The sequence below is a fragment of the Polaromonas sp. P2_G11 genome (assembly GCF_056403595.1).
In genome coordinates this window covers 800,295-817,495 of the sequence record NZ_JBFUFE010000002.1, presented here as the reverse complement: position 1 = coordinate 817,495, position 17,201 = coordinate 800,295, and the positions used below count along the sequence as shown (strand labels likewise).

16 protein-coding genes are annotated in these 17,201 nt (G+C 61.0%); 10 read left to right on the top strand and 6 right to left on the bottom strand.

What is annotated here, in order from left to right; all coding sequences use genetic code 11:
- The first annotated feature begins 29 nt into the window (after positions 1–29).
- A complete protein-coding gene (locus AC1DWQ_RS10450) occupies positions 30–932 on the top strand; it encodes an NRDE family protein (RefSeq protein ID WP_477669551.1) in 903 nt (300 codons plus the stop codon).
- Here the strand turns inward: AC1DWQ_RS10450 and AC1DWQ_RS10445 are convergent.
- The 4 genes from AC1DWQ_RS10445 to AC1DWQ_RS10430 all read right to left on the bottom strand — a co-directional run bounded on the left by AC1DWQ_RS10445 (position 914) and on the right by AC1DWQ_RS10430 (position 5,912).
- On the bottom strand, positions 914–3,151 hold the full coding sequence (locus tag AC1DWQ_RS10445) for an O-antigen ligase family protein (RefSeq protein WP_477669550.1): 2,238 nt from the start codon (positions 3,149–3,151) through the stop codon (positions 914–916). The genes AC1DWQ_RS10450 and AC1DWQ_RS10445 overlap by 19 nt on opposite strands.
- Positions 3,152–3,222: 71 nt before the next feature.
- Entirely contained in the window at positions 3,223–4,080 is an 858-nt protein-coding gene (locus AC1DWQ_RS10440) for a YbgC/FadM family acyl-CoA thioesterase (RefSeq protein WP_477669549.1), read from the bottom strand.
- The gene (locus AC1DWQ_RS10435; RefSeq protein ID WP_477669548.1) at positions 4,077–5,045 is read right to left on the bottom strand and encodes an alpha/beta hydrolase; all 969 of its coding nucleotides are present in this window, start codon (positions 5,043–5,045) and stop codon (positions 4,077–4,079) included. Before AC1DWQ_RS10435 ends, AC1DWQ_RS10440 begins: the two co-directional genes overlap by 4 nt.
- Positions 5,046–5,912 carry a 2-keto-4-pentenoate hydratase gene (locus AC1DWQ_RS10430; RefSeq protein WP_477669547.1) on the bottom strand — a complete coding sequence of 289 codons (867 nt, stop codon included), beginning with the start codon at positions 5,910–5,912 and terminating at the stop codon, positions 5,046–5,048.
- Positions 5,913–6,025: 113 nt separating this feature from the next.
- Here AC1DWQ_RS10430 and AC1DWQ_RS10425 point away from each other — a divergent pair, with 113 nt between their 5' ends.
- The 4 genes from AC1DWQ_RS10425 to AC1DWQ_RS10410 all read left to right on the top strand — a co-directional run bounded on the left by AC1DWQ_RS10425 (position 6,026) and on the right by AC1DWQ_RS10410 (position 10,295).
- Positions 6,026–7,162 (top strand): iron-containing alcohol dehydrogenase, encoded by a 1,137-nt coding sequence (locus AC1DWQ_RS10425; protein ID WP_477669546.1) that lies wholly within the window; start codon positions 6,026–6,028, stop codon positions 7,160–7,162.
- 41 nt (positions 7,163–7,203) lie between these two features.
- Positions 7,204–7,578 carry a GtrA family protein gene (locus AC1DWQ_RS10420; protein ID WP_477669545.1) on the top strand — a complete coding sequence of 125 codons (375 nt, stop codon included), beginning with the start codon at positions 7,204–7,206 and terminating at the stop codon, positions 7,576–7,578.
- Positions 7,575–8,510, top strand: a complete 936-nt coding sequence (locus tag AC1DWQ_RS10415; RefSeq protein ID WP_477669544.1) for a glycosyltransferase family 2 protein — start codon at positions 7,575–7,577, stop codon at positions 8,508–8,510. The genes AC1DWQ_RS10420 and AC1DWQ_RS10415 overlap by 4 nt, the downstream gene beginning before the upstream one ends.
- A gap of 678 nt (positions 8,511–9,188) precedes the next feature.
- Positions 9,189–10,295: a porin gene (locus AC1DWQ_RS10410; protein ID WP_477669543.1), complete on the top strand. Its 1,107-nt coding sequence runs from the start codon at positions 9,189–9,191 to the stop codon at positions 10,293–10,295.
- A 127-nt stretch (positions 10,296–10,422) separates the two neighbouring features.
- Here AC1DWQ_RS10410 and AC1DWQ_RS10405 read toward each other — a convergent pair whose 3' ends face one another.
- On the bottom strand, positions 10,423–11,520 hold the full coding sequence (locus AC1DWQ_RS10405) for a patatin-like phospholipase family protein (protein WP_477669542.1): 1,098 nt from the start codon (positions 11,518–11,520) through the stop codon (positions 10,423–10,425).
- 124 nt (positions 11,521–11,644) lie between these two features.
- Complete coding sequence (locus AC1DWQ_RS10400; protein WP_477669541.1) at positions 11,645–14,008, bottom strand: Tex family protein; 2,364 nt, start codon at positions 14,006–14,008, stop codon at positions 11,645–11,647.
- Between the two features lie 225 nt (positions 14,009–14,233).
- Between AC1DWQ_RS10400 and AC1DWQ_RS10395 the strand changes: the two genes are divergently transcribed.
- From AC1DWQ_RS10395 to AC1DWQ_RS10375, 5 genes are all read left to right on the top strand, one after another.
- Positions 14,234–14,752, top strand: coding sequence for a hypothetical protein (locus AC1DWQ_RS10395; protein ID WP_457280877.1), 519 nt, complete (start codon positions 14,234–14,236; stop codon positions 14,750–14,752).
- Positions 14,753–14,868: 116 nt separating this feature from the next.
- Complete coding sequence (locus AC1DWQ_RS10390) at positions 14,869–15,642, top strand: DUF1223 domain-containing protein (RefSeq protein WP_477669540.1); 774 nt, start codon at positions 14,869–14,871, stop codon at positions 15,640–15,642.
- Between the two features lie 83 nt (positions 15,643–15,725).
- The gene (locus AC1DWQ_RS10385; protein WP_477669539.1) at positions 15,726–16,256 is read left to right on the top strand and encodes a GNAT family N-acetyltransferase; all 531 of its coding nucleotides are present in this window, start codon (positions 15,726–15,728) and stop codon (positions 16,254–16,256) included.
- A gap of 69 nt (positions 16,257–16,325) precedes the next feature.
- Positions 16,326–16,676, top strand: coding sequence for a GlpM family protein (locus AC1DWQ_RS10380; RefSeq protein ID WP_477669538.1), 351 nt, complete (start codon positions 16,326–16,328; stop codon positions 16,674–16,676).
- Between the two features lie 11 nt (positions 16,677–16,687).
- Positions 16,688–17,200: a hypothetical protein gene (locus AC1DWQ_RS10375; RefSeq protein WP_477669537.1), complete on the top strand. Its 513-nt coding sequence runs from the start codon at positions 16,688–16,690 to the stop codon at positions 17,198–17,200.
- The last annotated feature ends 1 nt before the right edge of the window (position 17,201 follow it).

Below are 17,201 nucleotides of genomic sequence, written 5' to 3'. Positions count from 1 at the left end.
GCACGGCACAGGGGCGCGGGGCTCATGACATGTGCCTGATCGCGTTTGCCATTGGCGTATCGGAGCGCTGGCCGCTCCTGATTGCGGCCAACCGCGATGAATTCCTGGACCGGCCGACGCTGCCGCTGGCCCGCTGGCGAACCGCTTCGGGGCAAGAAGTCCTTTCAGGCCGTGACTTGCGTGCCGGCGGCACCTGGATGGGCATGACACCGGGCGGCAGGATTGCTTTTCTCACCAATGTGCGTGGAGCCCGCGCAGATGCCGGGGCCCGCTCGCGGGGGGAACTGGTGACGCGTTGGCTGGAAAGCCGCGATGATGCGGCAGGTTTTGCTTCAGCTCTCGAAGAAGAAGGCGCGGACTACGCAGGCTTTAACCTGGTGGTTGGCGATTTTCAGCGGAACGTCTGGGCCTGGGTGACAAACAAGCCGGCCGTGGTGTCTGGCGCTTCAAACCTGCATCTTCAGGTTCTGTCACCAGGTCTTTACGGGTTGTCCAATGCGGCACTGGATACGCCGTGGCCCAAAACCCTGGAACTCAAACGCTCCCTCCATGCCGCCCTGAAGACGAGCTCAGGCCTGGAAGCAACGGAGCTTCAGGCATCTCTGTGGTCGGCTCTGGGTAATCGCCAGCGCGCGCCGCGCGAAGACCTTCCGGTCACCGGCGTGCCGTTGGCGCTGGAAGAAGCTCTGTCCAGTGCCTTTGTGGATTTTCCGGACCATGCGTACGGCACACGGAGCAGCACCGTGCTGCTGGCAGCAGCAGATCCGGCCGATCTGTCAACGCGATGGGATGTCCAGGTCGAGGAGCATATGTACGTGAGCCCGTCAGCTGAAGAGCCCAGCCACCACCATCAGCCGGCATATCCCGTTTCGCACCGGTTCACTGTTCAATGGCAGAAAGCCGCACCCGCTTCTCAGAGCCTGGACCGGTAGTCGGGGGGAATGCGCTGACGCGTGGCTTCCTTGTCTTTTTCGGGTGATGCGGCCATGGCCGCCTTGTAGAACATCAAAGCCTTCGCGTCATCTTTTTTCCGGATGGCATAGAGGTAGCCCAGTTTGACCAGCCCGTCGACCTGCTGGTCAGGAAAGCTTTTGTTACGCAGTTCCATGCTCTGGACGGCCAGATCCAAGTCGCCGTTTTTCACACCCAGTATCCACCCGGCATCCAGGAGGTCATAGTCATATATACCTTCTGCCAGGTATTGTTTGGTCAGCTTTTGGGCCTCTGCCGTTCTCCCCGACCGGCTCAGCAGGACGACTTCCAGCGATCGGACTGACGCCGCTTTCGGCTGGAGGTTCTTGCTGCGTTCCAGGTATTCGAAAGCCTTGTCCATGGCTCCCATCTGGGCATGCCCACGGGCAATATTCGTCAGCAAGGCCACCACGTACGGACGCGAAGACACCACAGACTCCCAGATCCAGACGGCGTTTGGCCAGTCGCCCCAGCGCGCCAGTTCGTCAGCCACCATGGGCGTCAGCTTGCGGTAGTGGGGATTGATGCGGGTGCCTTCTTTGACCAGCTCCAATATTTCCCGCTTGGTGGCGTTCCAGCGCGGGTTGTTGACATCCCCGGACTGCGTGATGGTTAGTGCCAGTCTGACGGACCTGACGATCCTGCTTTCCGCCATGGCGGCCTGTTGCGATATATAGATCGCCAGCGCGAGGCAAAACATTAAAGTGATGCCCAGCAACTTCGAGTACACAGGCTTCCAGGAAAGTTGTTGGGCGGCAAACTTGCCTTGAACGCCCAGGCGGGCGTCGGAAGCAGTCAGGAACCCCAGCGCCAGCGCAAAGATCGCGTCGGTAGTGGCCATGCGCCAGGGAAAACCGATATTGCTGACGATCAAAAGCGCCAGCAAGCTGGACAGGACAAGCGCACGTTCCGGGGCCTCCTGCAACCACCCGAATCCCCGGTTTCTGAGCGTTTTCCACGCGGCCATGCTGAGATAGCCAAGAAGGGCCAGCAGGAACATCCAGCCCACCAGGCCATATTCGGCCAGCAACTGAAGGATCTCGTTGTGGACGTAATAGTCGGTTTCAAGTTGCGTGCCATCGGCCTGGTACAGCGGAATATCCACTTCCCAGGCGCCAGCGCCAATGCCTCTTAGCGGATGGGCCTGGATGATCCGCGATGTCGCTTTCCACATCACAAAGCGCACGCCCAAGGAACTGTCATTGACGGAAATTGTTGCCGTACGCTTGAAGGCCCGTTCGAAAGCCGTGTTGCCCCGGGCCTCTGCTGTCAGTTTCGGATTGCCGGTCTGGATCAAACCCAAAGCGAGGACGGTGGCCGCCAGAAGCCCGCATGCCAACAATTTCTGGCCGAGGTGCCACGAAGAAATCGCCAGTTGCCGGCGGTAGCGCATGGCGATGAGCGGCAGCAGAAAGATCAGCAGCAGCCATAACGCCATCAATGCCCCACGTGTCCCTGTCATCATGAGCGCCACAACGACAAAGCCGTTGGTCAAGGACAGCAGCGATATTTGCAGCGAGTCCCGTGCCCGCATCAATAGATAAAAGGAGAAGGGAACGGTGCAGACCGCAAATTCGGCAAAAAAGTTGCGGTTGACAAAAGTGGACGCCGGATTCGGACCCTGCGGAAAATAAGTGAAATCAAACCAGAACTGAAGTGCGGTCCAGAGCGAAGCCACGAGGGCGCCCGCATGAATCCCCAGGGCCAAATGAGGCAACCGGTCCCTTGACAGGGTATTGAGCCCCAGCCATAGCAGCAGGCTGAAGACGAACCACCGGATGGCCTCCACGCCACCGAGATAGGCATGCGACCACAGCATGCTTGCCAGGGCGTAAAACATGAGCGACAGGGGTAACCACATGAGGGCATGCCAACGCAGGGGCTCCCGCCGGTGGCGCTGCTGCCAGCAGAAAATCAGGCCGGCACTGATCGCGGAAAACGACACCACCATGGATTTCAGCGTGTCCTGCAGCATTTCTTCATGAGGCACGCCAATTGCCGGCGTCACAAACATCATGAAAGCAAGAAGCACGGTGATCCAGCCGCCGCCCTGCGCCACCTCTGCAGGCAGGGCCGCCGTGGAGTCCGCGCCAGGTGAGTCAGCAGGCTCCAGCTTGGCTACCGTACCTGCGACGGTGGAATGTCCCCGCGCATCGGGGCCGGTTTTTTGGGGGGGCATGAGATCGATCAGCTTTCTGAGTGTTTGAAACAGGCCGTACGCACAGGCGACCGCATGCACCAACAACGCCGTTACGGTGCTCTGACCATCTCAACGTGGGAGATGCCGGCTTCTTCGAAAGGCTCACCCCGGGCCTCAAAGCCAAGGCGCCGGTAAAAGCCCTCCGCACTGCGCTGCGCATGCAGCATGACCTCATGGTCTCCGCGATCCCGGGCGGCGTCCATCAACGCGTTCAAAAGATTTTGGCCAAGGTGAGCTCCGCGCAGCGCCTTGTGCACTGCCATGCGCCCGATCTTCGCCGTGCCATCTGCTTGCCGCACCAGCCGCCCGGTCGCAATGCCCTCTCCCAACCCGTTATAGGCCACGGCGTGCACGGCCGGGTGGTCCGCTTCGTCGCACGCCATCTCCATCGGAATGCCCTGCTCCTGCACAAACACGGCCGTGCGGACCCTGGCCGCGTCGGCGCCCAAGGCGGCCCAATCACCCGTCCTGATGTCCACCATGGCCTCACCGGCCTCAAAGCCCACGAGCAGATTGCGCAGCGCATCCGGCACGGGTCGGGACGTCTGGGTCAGGGGATCGGCAAACACGTAGATGAGTTCGCAGGCGATGAGCAGTTCATCGGCCCTGAACATCGCGCCTGTGAATGTCATCGATGAATTGCCGATGCGTGCGCACTTGAGCGCTACATCGATCCGGTCATCAAAGCGTGCCGAGCCATGGTATTCCAGTGTGGCCTTTTTCACGTACAAGTCACCGCCCATCTTGTGCATGGTTTCCTCGTACGGCAGCGCCAGCGCGCGCCAGTAGTCGGTAATGGCGGTGTCGAAGTACATCAGGTAATGCGCGTTGAACACGATTTTTTGCATGTCCACTTCGGCCCAGCGAACCCGCAGCGGGTGAAAAAATCGGAATTCCTGTCGTTTCATGGCGTGTTGTCCGGAAGATTGAATGCCTGGCGCAGTGCCCGAGCCGCGTCCGCATGGGCTTGCCGTGCTTCGGGAATGATGCGCCCCATCTTGATGAACTCGTGCGTGACGCCGCGGTAGATTTCCAGGTCGACCGGCACGCCGGCCGCGCGCAGCTTGTCGGCATACATCACCCCCTCGTCGACCAGGGGATCGCACTCTGCCAGGCCCAGCCAGGCCGGGGCCACACCGTCCACATCCGGCGCATTGAGCGGCGCGAAGCGCCAGTCCTCGCGGTCGGCGGGGCTTCGCACATAGTGGTTGAAAAACCAGGTGATGTCAGCTTCCTCGAGCACAAAGCCATCAGCAAATAGCCGGTGCGACGGTGTGTCCTGGTGGGCGGCGCAACCGGGGTAAAACAGCAGCTGCAGCGCCAGCGGCAAACCGGCATCGCGGGCCAGGATGGCGCACATGGTTGCCAGCGTGCCGCCCGCGCTGTCGCCGCCGACCGCCACACGGGTTTCGTCAAGACCGAGGCTGGTTGACCGTGCCGTCAGCCACTGCAGGGCATCCCAGGCATCATGGGCAGCTACAGGAAATTTGTACTCCGGTGCCAACCGGTAATCCACGGAAATCACCGCGCAACCTGACAGATGGCTGAGCTGCCGGCACAGCACATCATGCGTTGCCACACTTCCGATGGTGAAGCCGCCGCCATGAAAGTAAATCAGCACCGGCAGGCGGTCATTTAAGGAGGCGTAGAGGCGCGCAGGCAGGCTGTAGCCATCCCTGGCGGGAATGAGCAGGTCTTCGACCCGCGCCAGGGCCGGCCGGGGAATTTCCAGCACGCCCGCACCCGCCTCGTAGGCCGCTTTGGCCCCTGCGGGGGGGAGCGTATGAAACGGTGGGCGCCTGGCCCGCGCCATGCGGCTGAGTACATTCCGCATCGCGGGAGTCAGCAAGTCTTCAGGGGAGGTGCGGCGCATTTATTTGAATGTTACCGACACAGGCTGCGCTCCGGCCAGTCCCTGGTAAGCCGCTGTGGCGGTCAACCCTGGCTTGGGGGGCAGCAGGGGTGAAAACGAGCCCAGGCTGATCAAATCGCCTGGCTTCATGGCAAGACCTTCTTTGGCCAGGGCGCCGGCCAGCCAGACGACTGCGTTGAGCGGATGACCGAGGATGTCGCTGCCCTTGCCTCTTCCCAGTTCTGCACCGCTGCCGTCTGCAAGCACCACGGTCATGTTTTCCAGCATGACCAGCATGGCGTGGCGCTCTGCCCTTGTCACGGGCACGGCCAGGGGCGTGCCGGCCACACCGAACCGGGCACCGACATTGATGGCACTGACCGCCGGGCCATTGAGTCGGGGTGGTGCCTGAACGACCAGATCGGGCAATTCGATAAAGGGAATGATCTGGTCAACGGCTTCAAGCACGTCCAGGGGTGTCCGGGCCTGGTTGATGGCTGCACTTTTGACACGCACCAGCATGTCGGCCTCAAAAAGCGGACGCGCGCCAAAAGCCGCATCGACCACGGACCCGCCGGGCAGCACCATGCCCTCATACAGCTTGCCCCACACGGGTTGGTCGTAGTTGAAGCGTTTTTGTACCGCCGGGTTGGTAAGGCCTGCCTTGTAGCCGACCACTTTGCCGTGGCGTTTTTCCAGCAGCGCATTGAGTTTGGCGCGGGTACAGGCGCCATCGGCTTCGTTGAGACCTTCCGGGTTTGCCGCAGGCTGTCTGGCAGCGATCTTTTCGGCCAGGTCGCCGACTTGCGCATCGCTCAGACATTCGGCCCTGGCCTGAAGAGCCGCTATCGCCAAGGTGACCAGCATCAGGGTTTGCTTGCAATTCATGGGCATCTCCAGCTATTAAAGTAGGGCCAAGCCGATTGGGGCAACCGATTGGGGCAAGATGAGCGGCACGGGAAAACCGCCCAGCATCGTACAACGCGAAAGACAGCAAAACCATGGCCTTTATCTATTACGTCACCCAGATCCAGTTTGAATTCGGCGCGATCAAATTGCTCAAGCAGGAATGTGAGCGTGTCGGCATCACCCGTCCGCTCATCGTCACCGACCCCGGTGTCAAGGCTGCAGGTATTTTGCAAAAAGCGCTTGACGCGCTGCCCGGTGTGCAGGTGACGGTGTTTGACCAAACCCCTTCGAATCCCACCGAGGCAGCCGTTCGCGCAGCCGCCGCGCTGTACAAGTCCGCCGGCTGCGACGGCCTGATCGCGGTCGGTGGAGGCTCAGCCATTGATTGCGCCAAAGGCGTGGCGATTGCCGCAACCCATGAAGGCCCGCTCACGACCTACGCCACCATTGAAGGCGGTTCACTGAAAATCACGGACCGCGCGGCCCCGCTGATTGCCGTACCCACCACCAGCGGCACCGGCAGCGAAGTCGCCCGCGGGGCCATCATCATTGTGGATGACCACCGCAAGCTTGGGTTTCATTCCTGGCATCTGGTGCCGAAAACGGCGATTTGCGATCCGGAGCTCACATTGGGCCTGCCGGCCAAACTGACAGCGGCCACCGGCATGGACGCGATTGCGCATTGCATGGAGACCTTCATGTCAGCCGCCTTCAACCCGCCGGCCGACGGCATCGCGCTGGACGGCCTGGAACGCGGCTGGGCCCATATCGAACGGGCCACGCGCGATGGCAGTGACCGGGATGCCCGCTTCAACCTGATGAGCGCATCCATGCAAGGGGCCATGGCGTTCCAGAAAGGACTGGGCTGCGTGCATTCGCTGAGCCACAGCCTGGGCGGAGTGGACCCGCGCCTGCACCACGGCACGCTGAATGCCATGTTTCTGCCTGTGGTCGTCGACTTCAATGCGGCCGCCGAATCGGTGCAGAAGGACCGGCGCCTCGACCGCATGGCGCGTGCCATGGGCCTTGCTTCGGGCACCGACATTCCGGATGCCATTCGTGAGATGAACGCACGGCTGGGGTTGCCTGACGGCCTCGCAGCAATGGGCGTGCAGCCGCAGAGTTTCGGCAGGATCATCGACGGCGCGCTGGCTGACCATTGCCACAAGACCAATCCACGCATCGCCGACATGGATGATTACCGCCTCATGCTCGAAAAATCGATGTAGCGCAGGTGGGGGGAGAATACGTTCTGCCCAGCTTCCAAGGTTTGCTTGAATTGCCAATTTCAAAATTTCTGCGTTTTTTGATAGTCGGCTTGCTCAACACCGGTTTCGGTTACGGACTGTTCGCAATTCTGAGCCTGCTTGGCATGCCATATCCCGTAGCGATCGGACTGGCGACCGTTGCCGGGATCGCGTTTAACTTTCAGACCACCGGTCGACTCGTGTTCGACGGCGCGCCGCGCAGCAGGCTCGTGCGTTTTGCCGCGGTTTATGTCCTGATTTACGGGCTTAATGTGGGTGGGGTTGCACTCTTGCTTGCGGCAGGTCTCAATCTTTATGCCGCCAACGCGATAGTCCTGCTCCCGCTTGCATTGATCGCCTATAAGATGCAACAGAAATTCGTCTTCGCCATGCCATGAAAAAAATCACAGTAGTCACCCCTTGCTATAACGAAGAGGACAACGTCGAAGAGGTCTATGCGCAGACTCGCGCGGTGTTTGGTGAAATCGAGGGCGTCAGTTACGAACACCTGTTTATCGATAACTGTTCGACTGATCGTACCGAAGCGCTGCTACGCAAACTGGCAGCCGCCGACCCGAAGGTCAAGGTCATCCTGAATGCGCGCAATTTCGGCCATATCCGCTCACCCTACTATGGACTGCTGCAGGCGACTGGCGACGCTGCGATCCTGCTGGTGGCAGACCTGCAAGATCCGCCGGCACTTATGAAAGATTTTGTCGCGCACTGGCTTGACGGTGAAAAAATTGTTGTCGGCGTGAAACCAAGCTCCGAAGAGTCCTCGCTGATGTTCTCGCTGCGCCGCCTTTATTACCGTACCGTCACAAAGATCGCCGACGTCAAGCTGATCCAGAATTTCACGGGCTTCGGCCTGTACGACCACAAGGTACTGGAGGTACTGCGACGCATCGACGATCCATATCCTTATTTGCGCGGCCTTGTTTCCGAGGTTGGTTACGAAGCGGTGCAAATCCCCTACAACCAGCCGCGACGCCTGCGGGGCATTACCAAAAACAACTTCTATACGCTCTACGATATTGCGATGCTCGGCATTACCTCTCACTCGCGCGTGCCGTTACGGCTCGCGACGATGATCGGTTTTGCGCTGTCGGGCTTGAGCTTGCTGGTCTCCCTCGTCTATCTGTTACTCAAACTGCTGTTCTGGAACCAGTTTTCGATGGGCACGGCACCGGTACTGATAGGCGTGTTCTTTTTCGCATCGGTACAGCTGTTTTTTATAGGCTTGCTCGGAGAATATGTCGGCGCGATCCTGACCCATGTCATGAAACGTCCGCTCGTCGTCGAACGTGAACGCATTAATTTCGATAATTGAGACGGCCGAGCCGACAACTCCATTCGGTAGTGTAATTTTCTGAGCCTTGTTCGAGCTGCTGCTCGGGACCTGCACCGATCTGGTTGTCGTCGATCGAAATGTGGGATGGTGTCATCGGTGTCCACGCGCTGGCCAATCACGACTGTGCCACGCTCAGAAGCTGGCTGCTCGACAGCAACTGGTACCTGACCTACGGCCGCTTTTACCTTGCCGATACGCTTCGGCCATTGCTGTCAATCTGGATATTTTCAAGCTCTGGATCACCGTGATGGTGCTCGGTATCGCCGGGGAAGTACGCCGCCTTGGGAGGACATCTTTAAAACATTGAACCAGCGGTTGCCGCATGGCTACCTGCCGCCGTATTGAGCTTCCCGCTCTGGCATGTTTTCTTCGGCTACATGCCAATGCTCGGCTATATCGCCAGATCAGTAGCGAGCAGCCAGGCTGCGTTCTGGCCGAAGAATCAGTCGCAAAATCATTTAATTACTTTTTATAACCATAAATGTCATTGTTGGCAAGAGACTATTTACTTATTTTTTATAACTAAAACCCCATTAACCTCATGCAGTGATTAGCGATTTCACGCGGTGTTTGCTGTCCGCAAACAACAGTGCATGGGACCTGTAGGGCGGCGTCGAATCGATAAGCACGCTTATATCAACAACATTAGGAGACCTGATGAAGACCAAACTATTTGCACTTTCCGTGCTGTCCGCTGCCAGTTGCGCCGCTCAGGCCCAAAGCTCCGTCACGCTGTATGGCGCGGTTGATACCTATTTGGAAGTCGCGTCTGCTGGCAACGGCAATGTGACACGCGTCTCCAGCGGGGGAGCCATGGGTTCGCGTTTCGGGTTTCGCGGTACGGAAGACCTCGGCGGCGGCCTGAAGGCGAATTTCGTGCTGGAGGCCGGCTTTTTAACAGACACGGGCGCTGGCACAGGTACTGCGACCATTCCCACCAGCACTGTGCCGACTGGGGCTAATTACATGTTTCAGCGCCTGGCGATCGTGGGCTTGAGTGGTGACTTCGGCGCCGTCAACATCGGCCGCCAGTACACGCCGCATTTTGGAACCATGGCGGCTTTTGACCCTGCCGGATTCACGATGTCCGGCGCCCTGAACTATTACGCGGGGCCGGGCGTAGGTATCAACGGTGGCTCGCTCTCTGACGCCACCACCCGCCGGGACAATTCCATCCAGTACACAACGCCGACCTGGAGCGGCTTCAAGGCCAATGTGTTTTATGCTTTCGGCGAATCGACCGGCGCGGGCGGCCAACCCAAGTCCACCGGCAACGTGCTCAACATCGCAGCCGGCTACAGCAGTAGCACGCTTGCGGCGCAAGTCAGCTACCTGACGGAAAAAACCATCTACATAGTCGGCAATACCGATAAATACACTGACGTCGCTGTCTCCTACGATTTCGGGTTCATCAAGCCGTCTGCCATCTTTGTGCGCCGTCGCGGCGACACGACTGGTGCGCCCGCGCTTGACGCTTACCAGATCGGCGCCTCGGCACCTGTCGGCGTAGGCAAGCTGATCGCCACCTACGGCCAGCTCAAAAACAAGACCACGGCGAATTCGGATTCCAAGGCCATAGGCCTGCGCTACGACTATCCGCTGTCCAAGCGAACCACGATCTACGGCGGCGCGACCAGGATCAGCAACCAGGCCAACGCAGGCTACACCATCAGCGGCGGCGGTGGCAGTTCGGCTGGCCTGGCGCTCTCGGCGGTCGGCCAAAGCCCGAAGTCGCTGTACGCGGGTATTGCACACGTGTTTTGAGGCTTCCGCTCCAGGCTGATGTGCCTGGCAGCGATCTGGAATCGCCGTATGACGTGCCACGTCATGCGGCTTTTTTATGAGCGCCTCGCCGGGGGAACACTGCATCCAGGCGCGTGTTCCGGCCGGTTTATAAATGATGAACCAGGTTCATGTCCGGACGTTCCAGCCACCGGGCATATTCTTCGGCAAGCTGCCCGGCTTTCGACGTGGCCTGCGACCATGCGCGTATGCGTGCCTGGATATCGGGGCCGTAGCGCATGAAGTCCGCGCGGTCCGGAAGCTTTCCGCCTGGCAATGTCTTGATCCAGTCCGGGTTGGGGGCGAGCAGCACCATATTGTCCAGAAAATGTGTGGCTCCGTGCCGCCACTTCAGGCCCTTGTCGAGCCAGCCAGGCACCACGGCCCTCTGGAAATGCGGGTACAGCACCAATCCCGGCGATGACCCCGCCTCCCCTGCCGGGCCCCCGCGGTGATAGTTCAGGTGCAGGTGGTAGTCGGTGATGCCACCGTCCCAATAGGCGCCGGGCGGCGCACCGGGGATGTTGCGCACGGAGCGCAGCACAAAGGGGATGGAACAGCTGGCCTGAAGCGCCGGCTGAAAATTGGCTTCGTCCATCGGCACCTGGCGGGTCCGGTAGTCGGCCGTTGAAAACGGCAAGGAAGCGTTCTGCGTGGAAAACACCACGCGCTCCAGCCACGCGCCCATGGCCTTGCGGTGCAGGCTGTTGGTGAGGAATGCGCCAAAGTAGCCCAGCGGCGTGGCCACCTTGTGCTCACGGCCCAGCATGTGGCGGCCACGCGAGGTGACGATGTGCAGCCGATAGCGGGGATGGCCAATCACTTCCTGCACCCGGCCCCCGTAGAAAACCTTCAGGCTCTGGCCGAACTGCTCACTGACGGCATCGGCGGTCGGGCGCTTCTGGCCGGGCTTGAGTTCGTAATGCTGGTGGATGTAATCGGTTTCGAGGCGCTGGAATGCGGCCGCAGGGTTGTCCAGGCAGGCCGTGGCCATGCGCCACGCGCCTATGGACGCACCCACCAGGTCCACCGGATGGCTGCTTTGCGCCAGCCAGTCACCAAAGATAAAGCGGTCCAGTGCGCCAAGGATCAAGCCCTTGGGCCCGCCAGCCGCCCCGGGTACAACGGCAATGTCTGCCGGCTTGAGGCCGTTTTTCTCGATATACCGGCGTGCCTTGGGACCGGCGTAGATGCGGAGGGCTTGCATGAAGGTGGATGGTTGCTATTGTTTTGATAGCTGGTTGCGCCCGTCAATCAAGCGCCCGGGCCTGATTCAACCTTAAAAATAGGTCAAATCATGTCTTCCTGGCGACCTGACGTCATGCGCACAATTATTTCTTCAGTGCCGCCAGCTTGCTGAAGGCCGACTCCATGGCTGTCGCGGCGGCCGGTTGTGGTGCGCCTGGGCGGCCTCCATAGTTGCCGCCGCGGTTTTGCCCGCCCGGCGGCCGCGCGCTTTCAAAGCGGTTGTCACGCGGGCCGTCGCGGCGGGCCGGTGCGGCGTCGAGTTTCATGGTGAGGCCAATGCGCTTGCGCGCCACATCGACTTCGGTGACGCGCACCTTGACGATGTCGCCGGTTTTTACCACCTCACGCGCGTCGGTCACGAACTTGTTGGAAAGCTGGCTCACGTGGACCAGACCATCCTGGTGCACGCCGATGTCGATGAAGGCGCCGAAGGCGGCCACATTGCTGACCGTACCTTCCAGCGTCATGCCTTCCTTCAAATCCTTGATGTCTTCCACACCGTCGTTGAAGCGGGCCACCTTGAAGTCGGGGCGCGGGTCGCGGCCGGGTTTTTCAAGTTCGGCAATGATGTCCTTGACGGTGATCACGCCGAACTGCTCGTTGGCAAACAGCTCGGGCTTCAGGGTCTTGAGCATCTCGGCCCGGCCCATGAGCTCGGCCACCGGCTTGCCGGTGTGCACCATGATCTTTTCGACCACCGGGTAGGTTTCGGGGTGCACGCCGGTCATGTCCAGCGGGTTGCTGCTGCTGCGCAGGCGCAAGAAGCCGGCGCTCTGCTCAAAAGTCTTGGCGCCCAGGCCGGTCACCTTGAGCAAATCGGCACGGCTGGCAAACGCGCCATTGGCATCACGCCAGCGCACCACCGACTTGGCCACCGTTTGCGACAGGCCCGACACGCGCGCCAGCAGCGGCACGCTGGCGGTGTTCAGGTCTACGCCGACGCTGTTCACGCAGTCTTCGACCACGGTGTCCAGGCTGCGCGCCAGGTCGCTCTGGTTCACGTCGTGCTGGTACTGGCCGACGCCGATCGATTTCGGGTCGATCTTGACGAGCTCGGCCAGGGGGTCTTGCAGGCGGCGCGCAATGCTGGCCGCGCCGCGCAGGCTCACGTCCACGTCGGGCATTTCCTGCGAAGCGAATTCACTGGCTGAATAAATGGAGGCACCGGCCTCGCTGACCACGACTTTTTCAATGGCCTGTTCCACTTTGGCCATTCCCTTGATCAGGTCCGCTGCCAGCTTGTCGGTTTCGCGGCTGGCTGTGCCATTGCCGATGGCGATCAGGTTGACGCCATGCTTTTCGCACAGCCTGGCCAGCGTGTGCAGGGAGCCATCCCAGTCCTTGCGTGGCTCGTGCGGGTAGACCGTGGAGGTCTCCACCAGCTTGCCGGTGGCGTCGACCACGGCCACCTTCACGCCGGTACGAATGCCCGGGTCCAGACCCATCACCACGCGCGGGCCGGCGGGCGCCGCCAGCAGCAGGTCGCGCAGGTTGTCGGCAAACACCTTGATGGCGACTTTCTCGGCCTCTTCGCGCAAACGGGTAAAGAGGTCGCGCTCGAGCGAAAGGCTGAGCTTGACGCGCCAGGTCCAGGCCACGGCCTTGCGGATCAAATCATCCGCCGGGCGTGCCTTGTGGCTCCAGCCCAGGTGCAGCGCGATCTTGCCTTCGGCGATGCTGGGCTTGCCGGGCTCGGCCTGCTCGGGCAACACCAGCTTGGCATCCAGAATCTCGAGCCCGCGGCCGCGAAAGACCGCCAGCGCACGGTGCGAAGGCACACGGCCAATCGGCTCGTCGTAGTCGAAGTAGTCACGGAATTTGCTGTTGTCGGCGTTGTTCTCGTCTTTGCCGGTCACCAGCTTGGAGCTGAACAGCCCTTCGCTCCAGAGCCAGTTGCGCAGCGACTGCACCAAACCGGCATCTTCGGCCCAGCGTTCACTGAGGATGTCGCGCACGCCGTCGAGCACGGCTTGCACAGTGGTGAAGTCGTCACCGCTTTCGTTCTTTTCGGCCTTCACAAAGGCCGCGGCTTCGTCGGCAGGTACCAGCGACGGGTCGGCAAACAGCTTGTCGGCCAGCGGCTCGATGCCGGCTTCACGCGCAATCTGGCCCTTGGTGCGGCGCCTGGGCTTGAAGGGCAGGTACAAGTCCTCCAGGTCCTGCTTGGTGGCGGCAAACTCAATGGCTGCACGCAACTCGGGCGTGAGCTTGCCCTGCTCTTCAATGCTTTTGAGCACGGCTTCGCGGCGCTCTTCCAGTTCACGCAGGTAGCCCAGCCGGTATTCCAGTTCGCGCAACTGGATGTCGTCCAGCCCGCCGGTGGCTTCCTTGCGGTAGCGCGCGATGAAGGGAACCGTGGCGCCGCCGTCAAGCAGCTCTACGGCCGCCTTGATCTGGTGTTCCTGGACTTTGATTTCTGCCGCGATCTGGCGGATGATTTTCTGCATATTGAAGGAGATGTTCGAAAAAGCTCGGAAAAGAACCAAAAGGAAGTCAATAAGGGGCAAATGCCCGCCCGGCGATGCGGCCTGCCCTGGCGGAAAGCCGATACCTGTGCGCCGAGTACAAACTGACGCCAAGGGTCGGCATTGTCCCACAGCGCCAGCGCTGTTTTGCTTCTGATAATGGTCCTTGCCTTAAAGCAATTTCTTACATTTTCAGGGGAGAGACACATGCGGACTCGCACAATTTTTTTGGTGGTGGCCATGCTGCTGCTGGCGGGCTTTGTGGCCCTCAATGTCGATGAATTCAGCCGTGTGAGCATGCTCAGCCTGGGCTTTACCACCGTGGAGGTGTCGCTGGGCTTCGTGATGCTGCTCTTGCTGGTGGTTGCCACGGTGGTGTTTCTGGCCTCCACGCTCTACATGCAAAGCACCAACTTGCTGGAAACCCGGCGCTACGCACGCGAGCTGAACACGCAGCGTGAGCTGGCTGACAAGGCCGAGGCCTCTCGTTTTACCGAACTGCGGAGCTACCTGGAGGTGCAGGCCCTGGCCGCACAGCACCGGGAAGCCGCCGCCGCCACTGTGCTGGCCGAGCGCTTTTCGCAGCAGCAACAGGCATTGCTGGCGCGGCTGGAGCAGTCGGACAACACCATGGCCGCCCACATGGGCCAGCTCCAGGACCGGCTTGAGCGGCATGGCGGCATTCCTCATCTGGAAAAAGACTCGGAGACCATGCCGCTGGTTTGAGTGCCTGAATACCGGTTGCGCCGCGTCCTTCTTTTCTTTTATTAACCGGGCCCGGCAGGTGTAAGAACCGGCGAAGTCCATCGACCAATGGGGGTCTGCAATCCACGGAGACCCTCATGCTGCACACCGCGCCCCCACGGCCTTCCAGCCGCAATACCCCGCTGATCACCGCAATCGTCCTGATGGCATTGACGTCCAGGGCCTTGTCCGCACAAAACGCTTGCGCCATCAGCTCAGGGCCGACCATCACGCCGGTCGTTGAGCTGTATACCTCTGAGGGCTGCAGCTCCTGCCCGCCCGCTGACAAATGGGCTTCGTCGCTGAAAGGCAGTGGGGCCGTGGTGCAGGCCTTTCATGTCGGCTACTGGGACTACATCGGCTGGGTTGACCGCTTTGCCGCGCCCGCCTACACCAGCCGGCAACGCGAAATAGCGTCCAGGAACAATCTGCGCAGCATCTATACACCGCAGGCCGTACTCAACGGCAAAGACTGGCCCCGCTGGGGTGGCAGGCCTGCCGACAGCAAGGAACCCGCGCGCGCCAGCATCGTGCTCAGGCAACTCGGGCCGGACCAGTTTGAAGCCAGCGTCACCCCGATGTCCGCACCGCAGGTGTCACCGTCCTGGTCAGCCTACTGGACCGTCACTGAACATGGGCACAACTCCAAAGTGAAAGCCGGCGAAAACGCCGGAGAGGTTCTCCAACACGACTTCGTTGTGCGCCAGTACACCCAGGCCGGGGAATACAAAAGCAGCGACACCGGGCCGCAAAAACTGGCCTTTCGCAGCATTGCCCCAACCCAGGGCCATGAGCGCCAGGTGAATCTCGTGGTGTTCGACCCTCAAACCGGCAAGACCCTGCAGGCCGTCAGCCTTCAATGTGCCGCGTAAAGCACGGCCGCTGAAGGACTACCGCCTGGCGCACCGTACAGGCGGGGCAACGCGAGGCCTCGGGCATGCCGCACAATGGCGCAATGGATTCCCCGCAATCACCGCCCTGCGCTCCTTCGCTGGTTTTGCGGCCGCCCGGGGCCGCCGACTATGCGGCGCTGGCCACATGGGTCCAGGATGCCAGCACCTGTCTGCGCTGGGCCGGCCCCAAGCTGAAGTTTCCGTTTGAACCCGAGCGGCTCCCGGTACTGCTGGCTGAACCCGGCGCCTTCAGCTTTGTCATGAGCCGGGGTCCGGCAGAGGCGCTGGGCTTTGGGCAATTCTGGGTGCGTGAGGCAGGTGCTGCCCATCTGGCCCGCATCATCCTGGCGCCCGGCGCGCGCGGCCAGGGTCTGGGTTCGACGCTGTGCAGGCTGCTAATGGCCCAGGCGGCCCGTGACACCGGTGCCACAGCTTTCACACTGCGCGTGTACCGTGACAACCACCCTGCGCTGACCATCTACGAAGGCCTCGGCTTTGCAGTGATTCCCGAGTTTTCAGACGACAGCATCTTTTTCATGCGCAGGGAAGCGCAAAACGGCATGCAGGCGATACAGGCCGAAGGGTGTCCATAGTGCCCATCGATAAACTGTGGGGCCGTGCTGTTGCGGCCACGTCCCTGCACTCCTTTTTCTTTTCGATCGATGCTTTCACTTTTTCTTAAATGCCTGCTGGGTGCGCTTGCCGTGCTGGTTATTGCCCTTCTTTCCCGGTCGCGCAGCTTTTTCATCGCCGGCCTGGTGCCGCTGTTTCCCACCTTTGCCCTGATTGCGCACTACATCGTGGGCAGCGAACGCTCCGCGGCAGACCTTCGCACCACGGCACTGTTCGGCCTGTGGTCCCTCATCCCCTATGCGGTTTACCTGCTGGTGGTGTACTGGCTCAGCGTGCGCGCGGCACTGCCCGTCACGCTTGCCTGCGCCACACTGGCCTGGGCGCTTGCTGCGGGCGGGCTGCTGCTCGGCTGGAGCCGTGCCTACCCTTCGGCGCTTTAAGGAAAACAGATATGGGCAAATTCAAAAAAGTGTTGCGGGCCATTTTGCTTGCGCCTGTCGCGCTGTTTTTGCTATTTGAAGAATGGGGCTGGGAGCCGCTGGCCGCCGGCTTTGCAGCACTGGGGCGCCTGCCCTGGTGGGGGCGGCTGGAGCGCTGGATCACCCGCTTGCCGCCCTGGGCTGCGCTGCTCGCCTTCGGCGTGCCGGTGCTGGCGCTGATCCCGCTGAAGCTGCTGGCGCTTTACCTGTTCGGCCTGGGGCATGTCACTGTCGGCCTGGCGCTGATACTGGCGGCCAAACTCACCGGAACCGCGCTGGCGGCACGCCTCTTTCAACTGACCCAGCCTGCACTCATGCAAATGCCGTGGTTCGCGCGGCTCTACACCCCCTGGAAAGCCTGGAAGGACAAAATCATGACCCAGGCCAGGGCGTCGTTGCCATGGCGCATGGCCCGCCGTTTCAAGACGCGGGTCAAGCTGGCAGCTGCGCGGCTCCTGGCCGCACTGAAAGCCGTATTGTCATGAG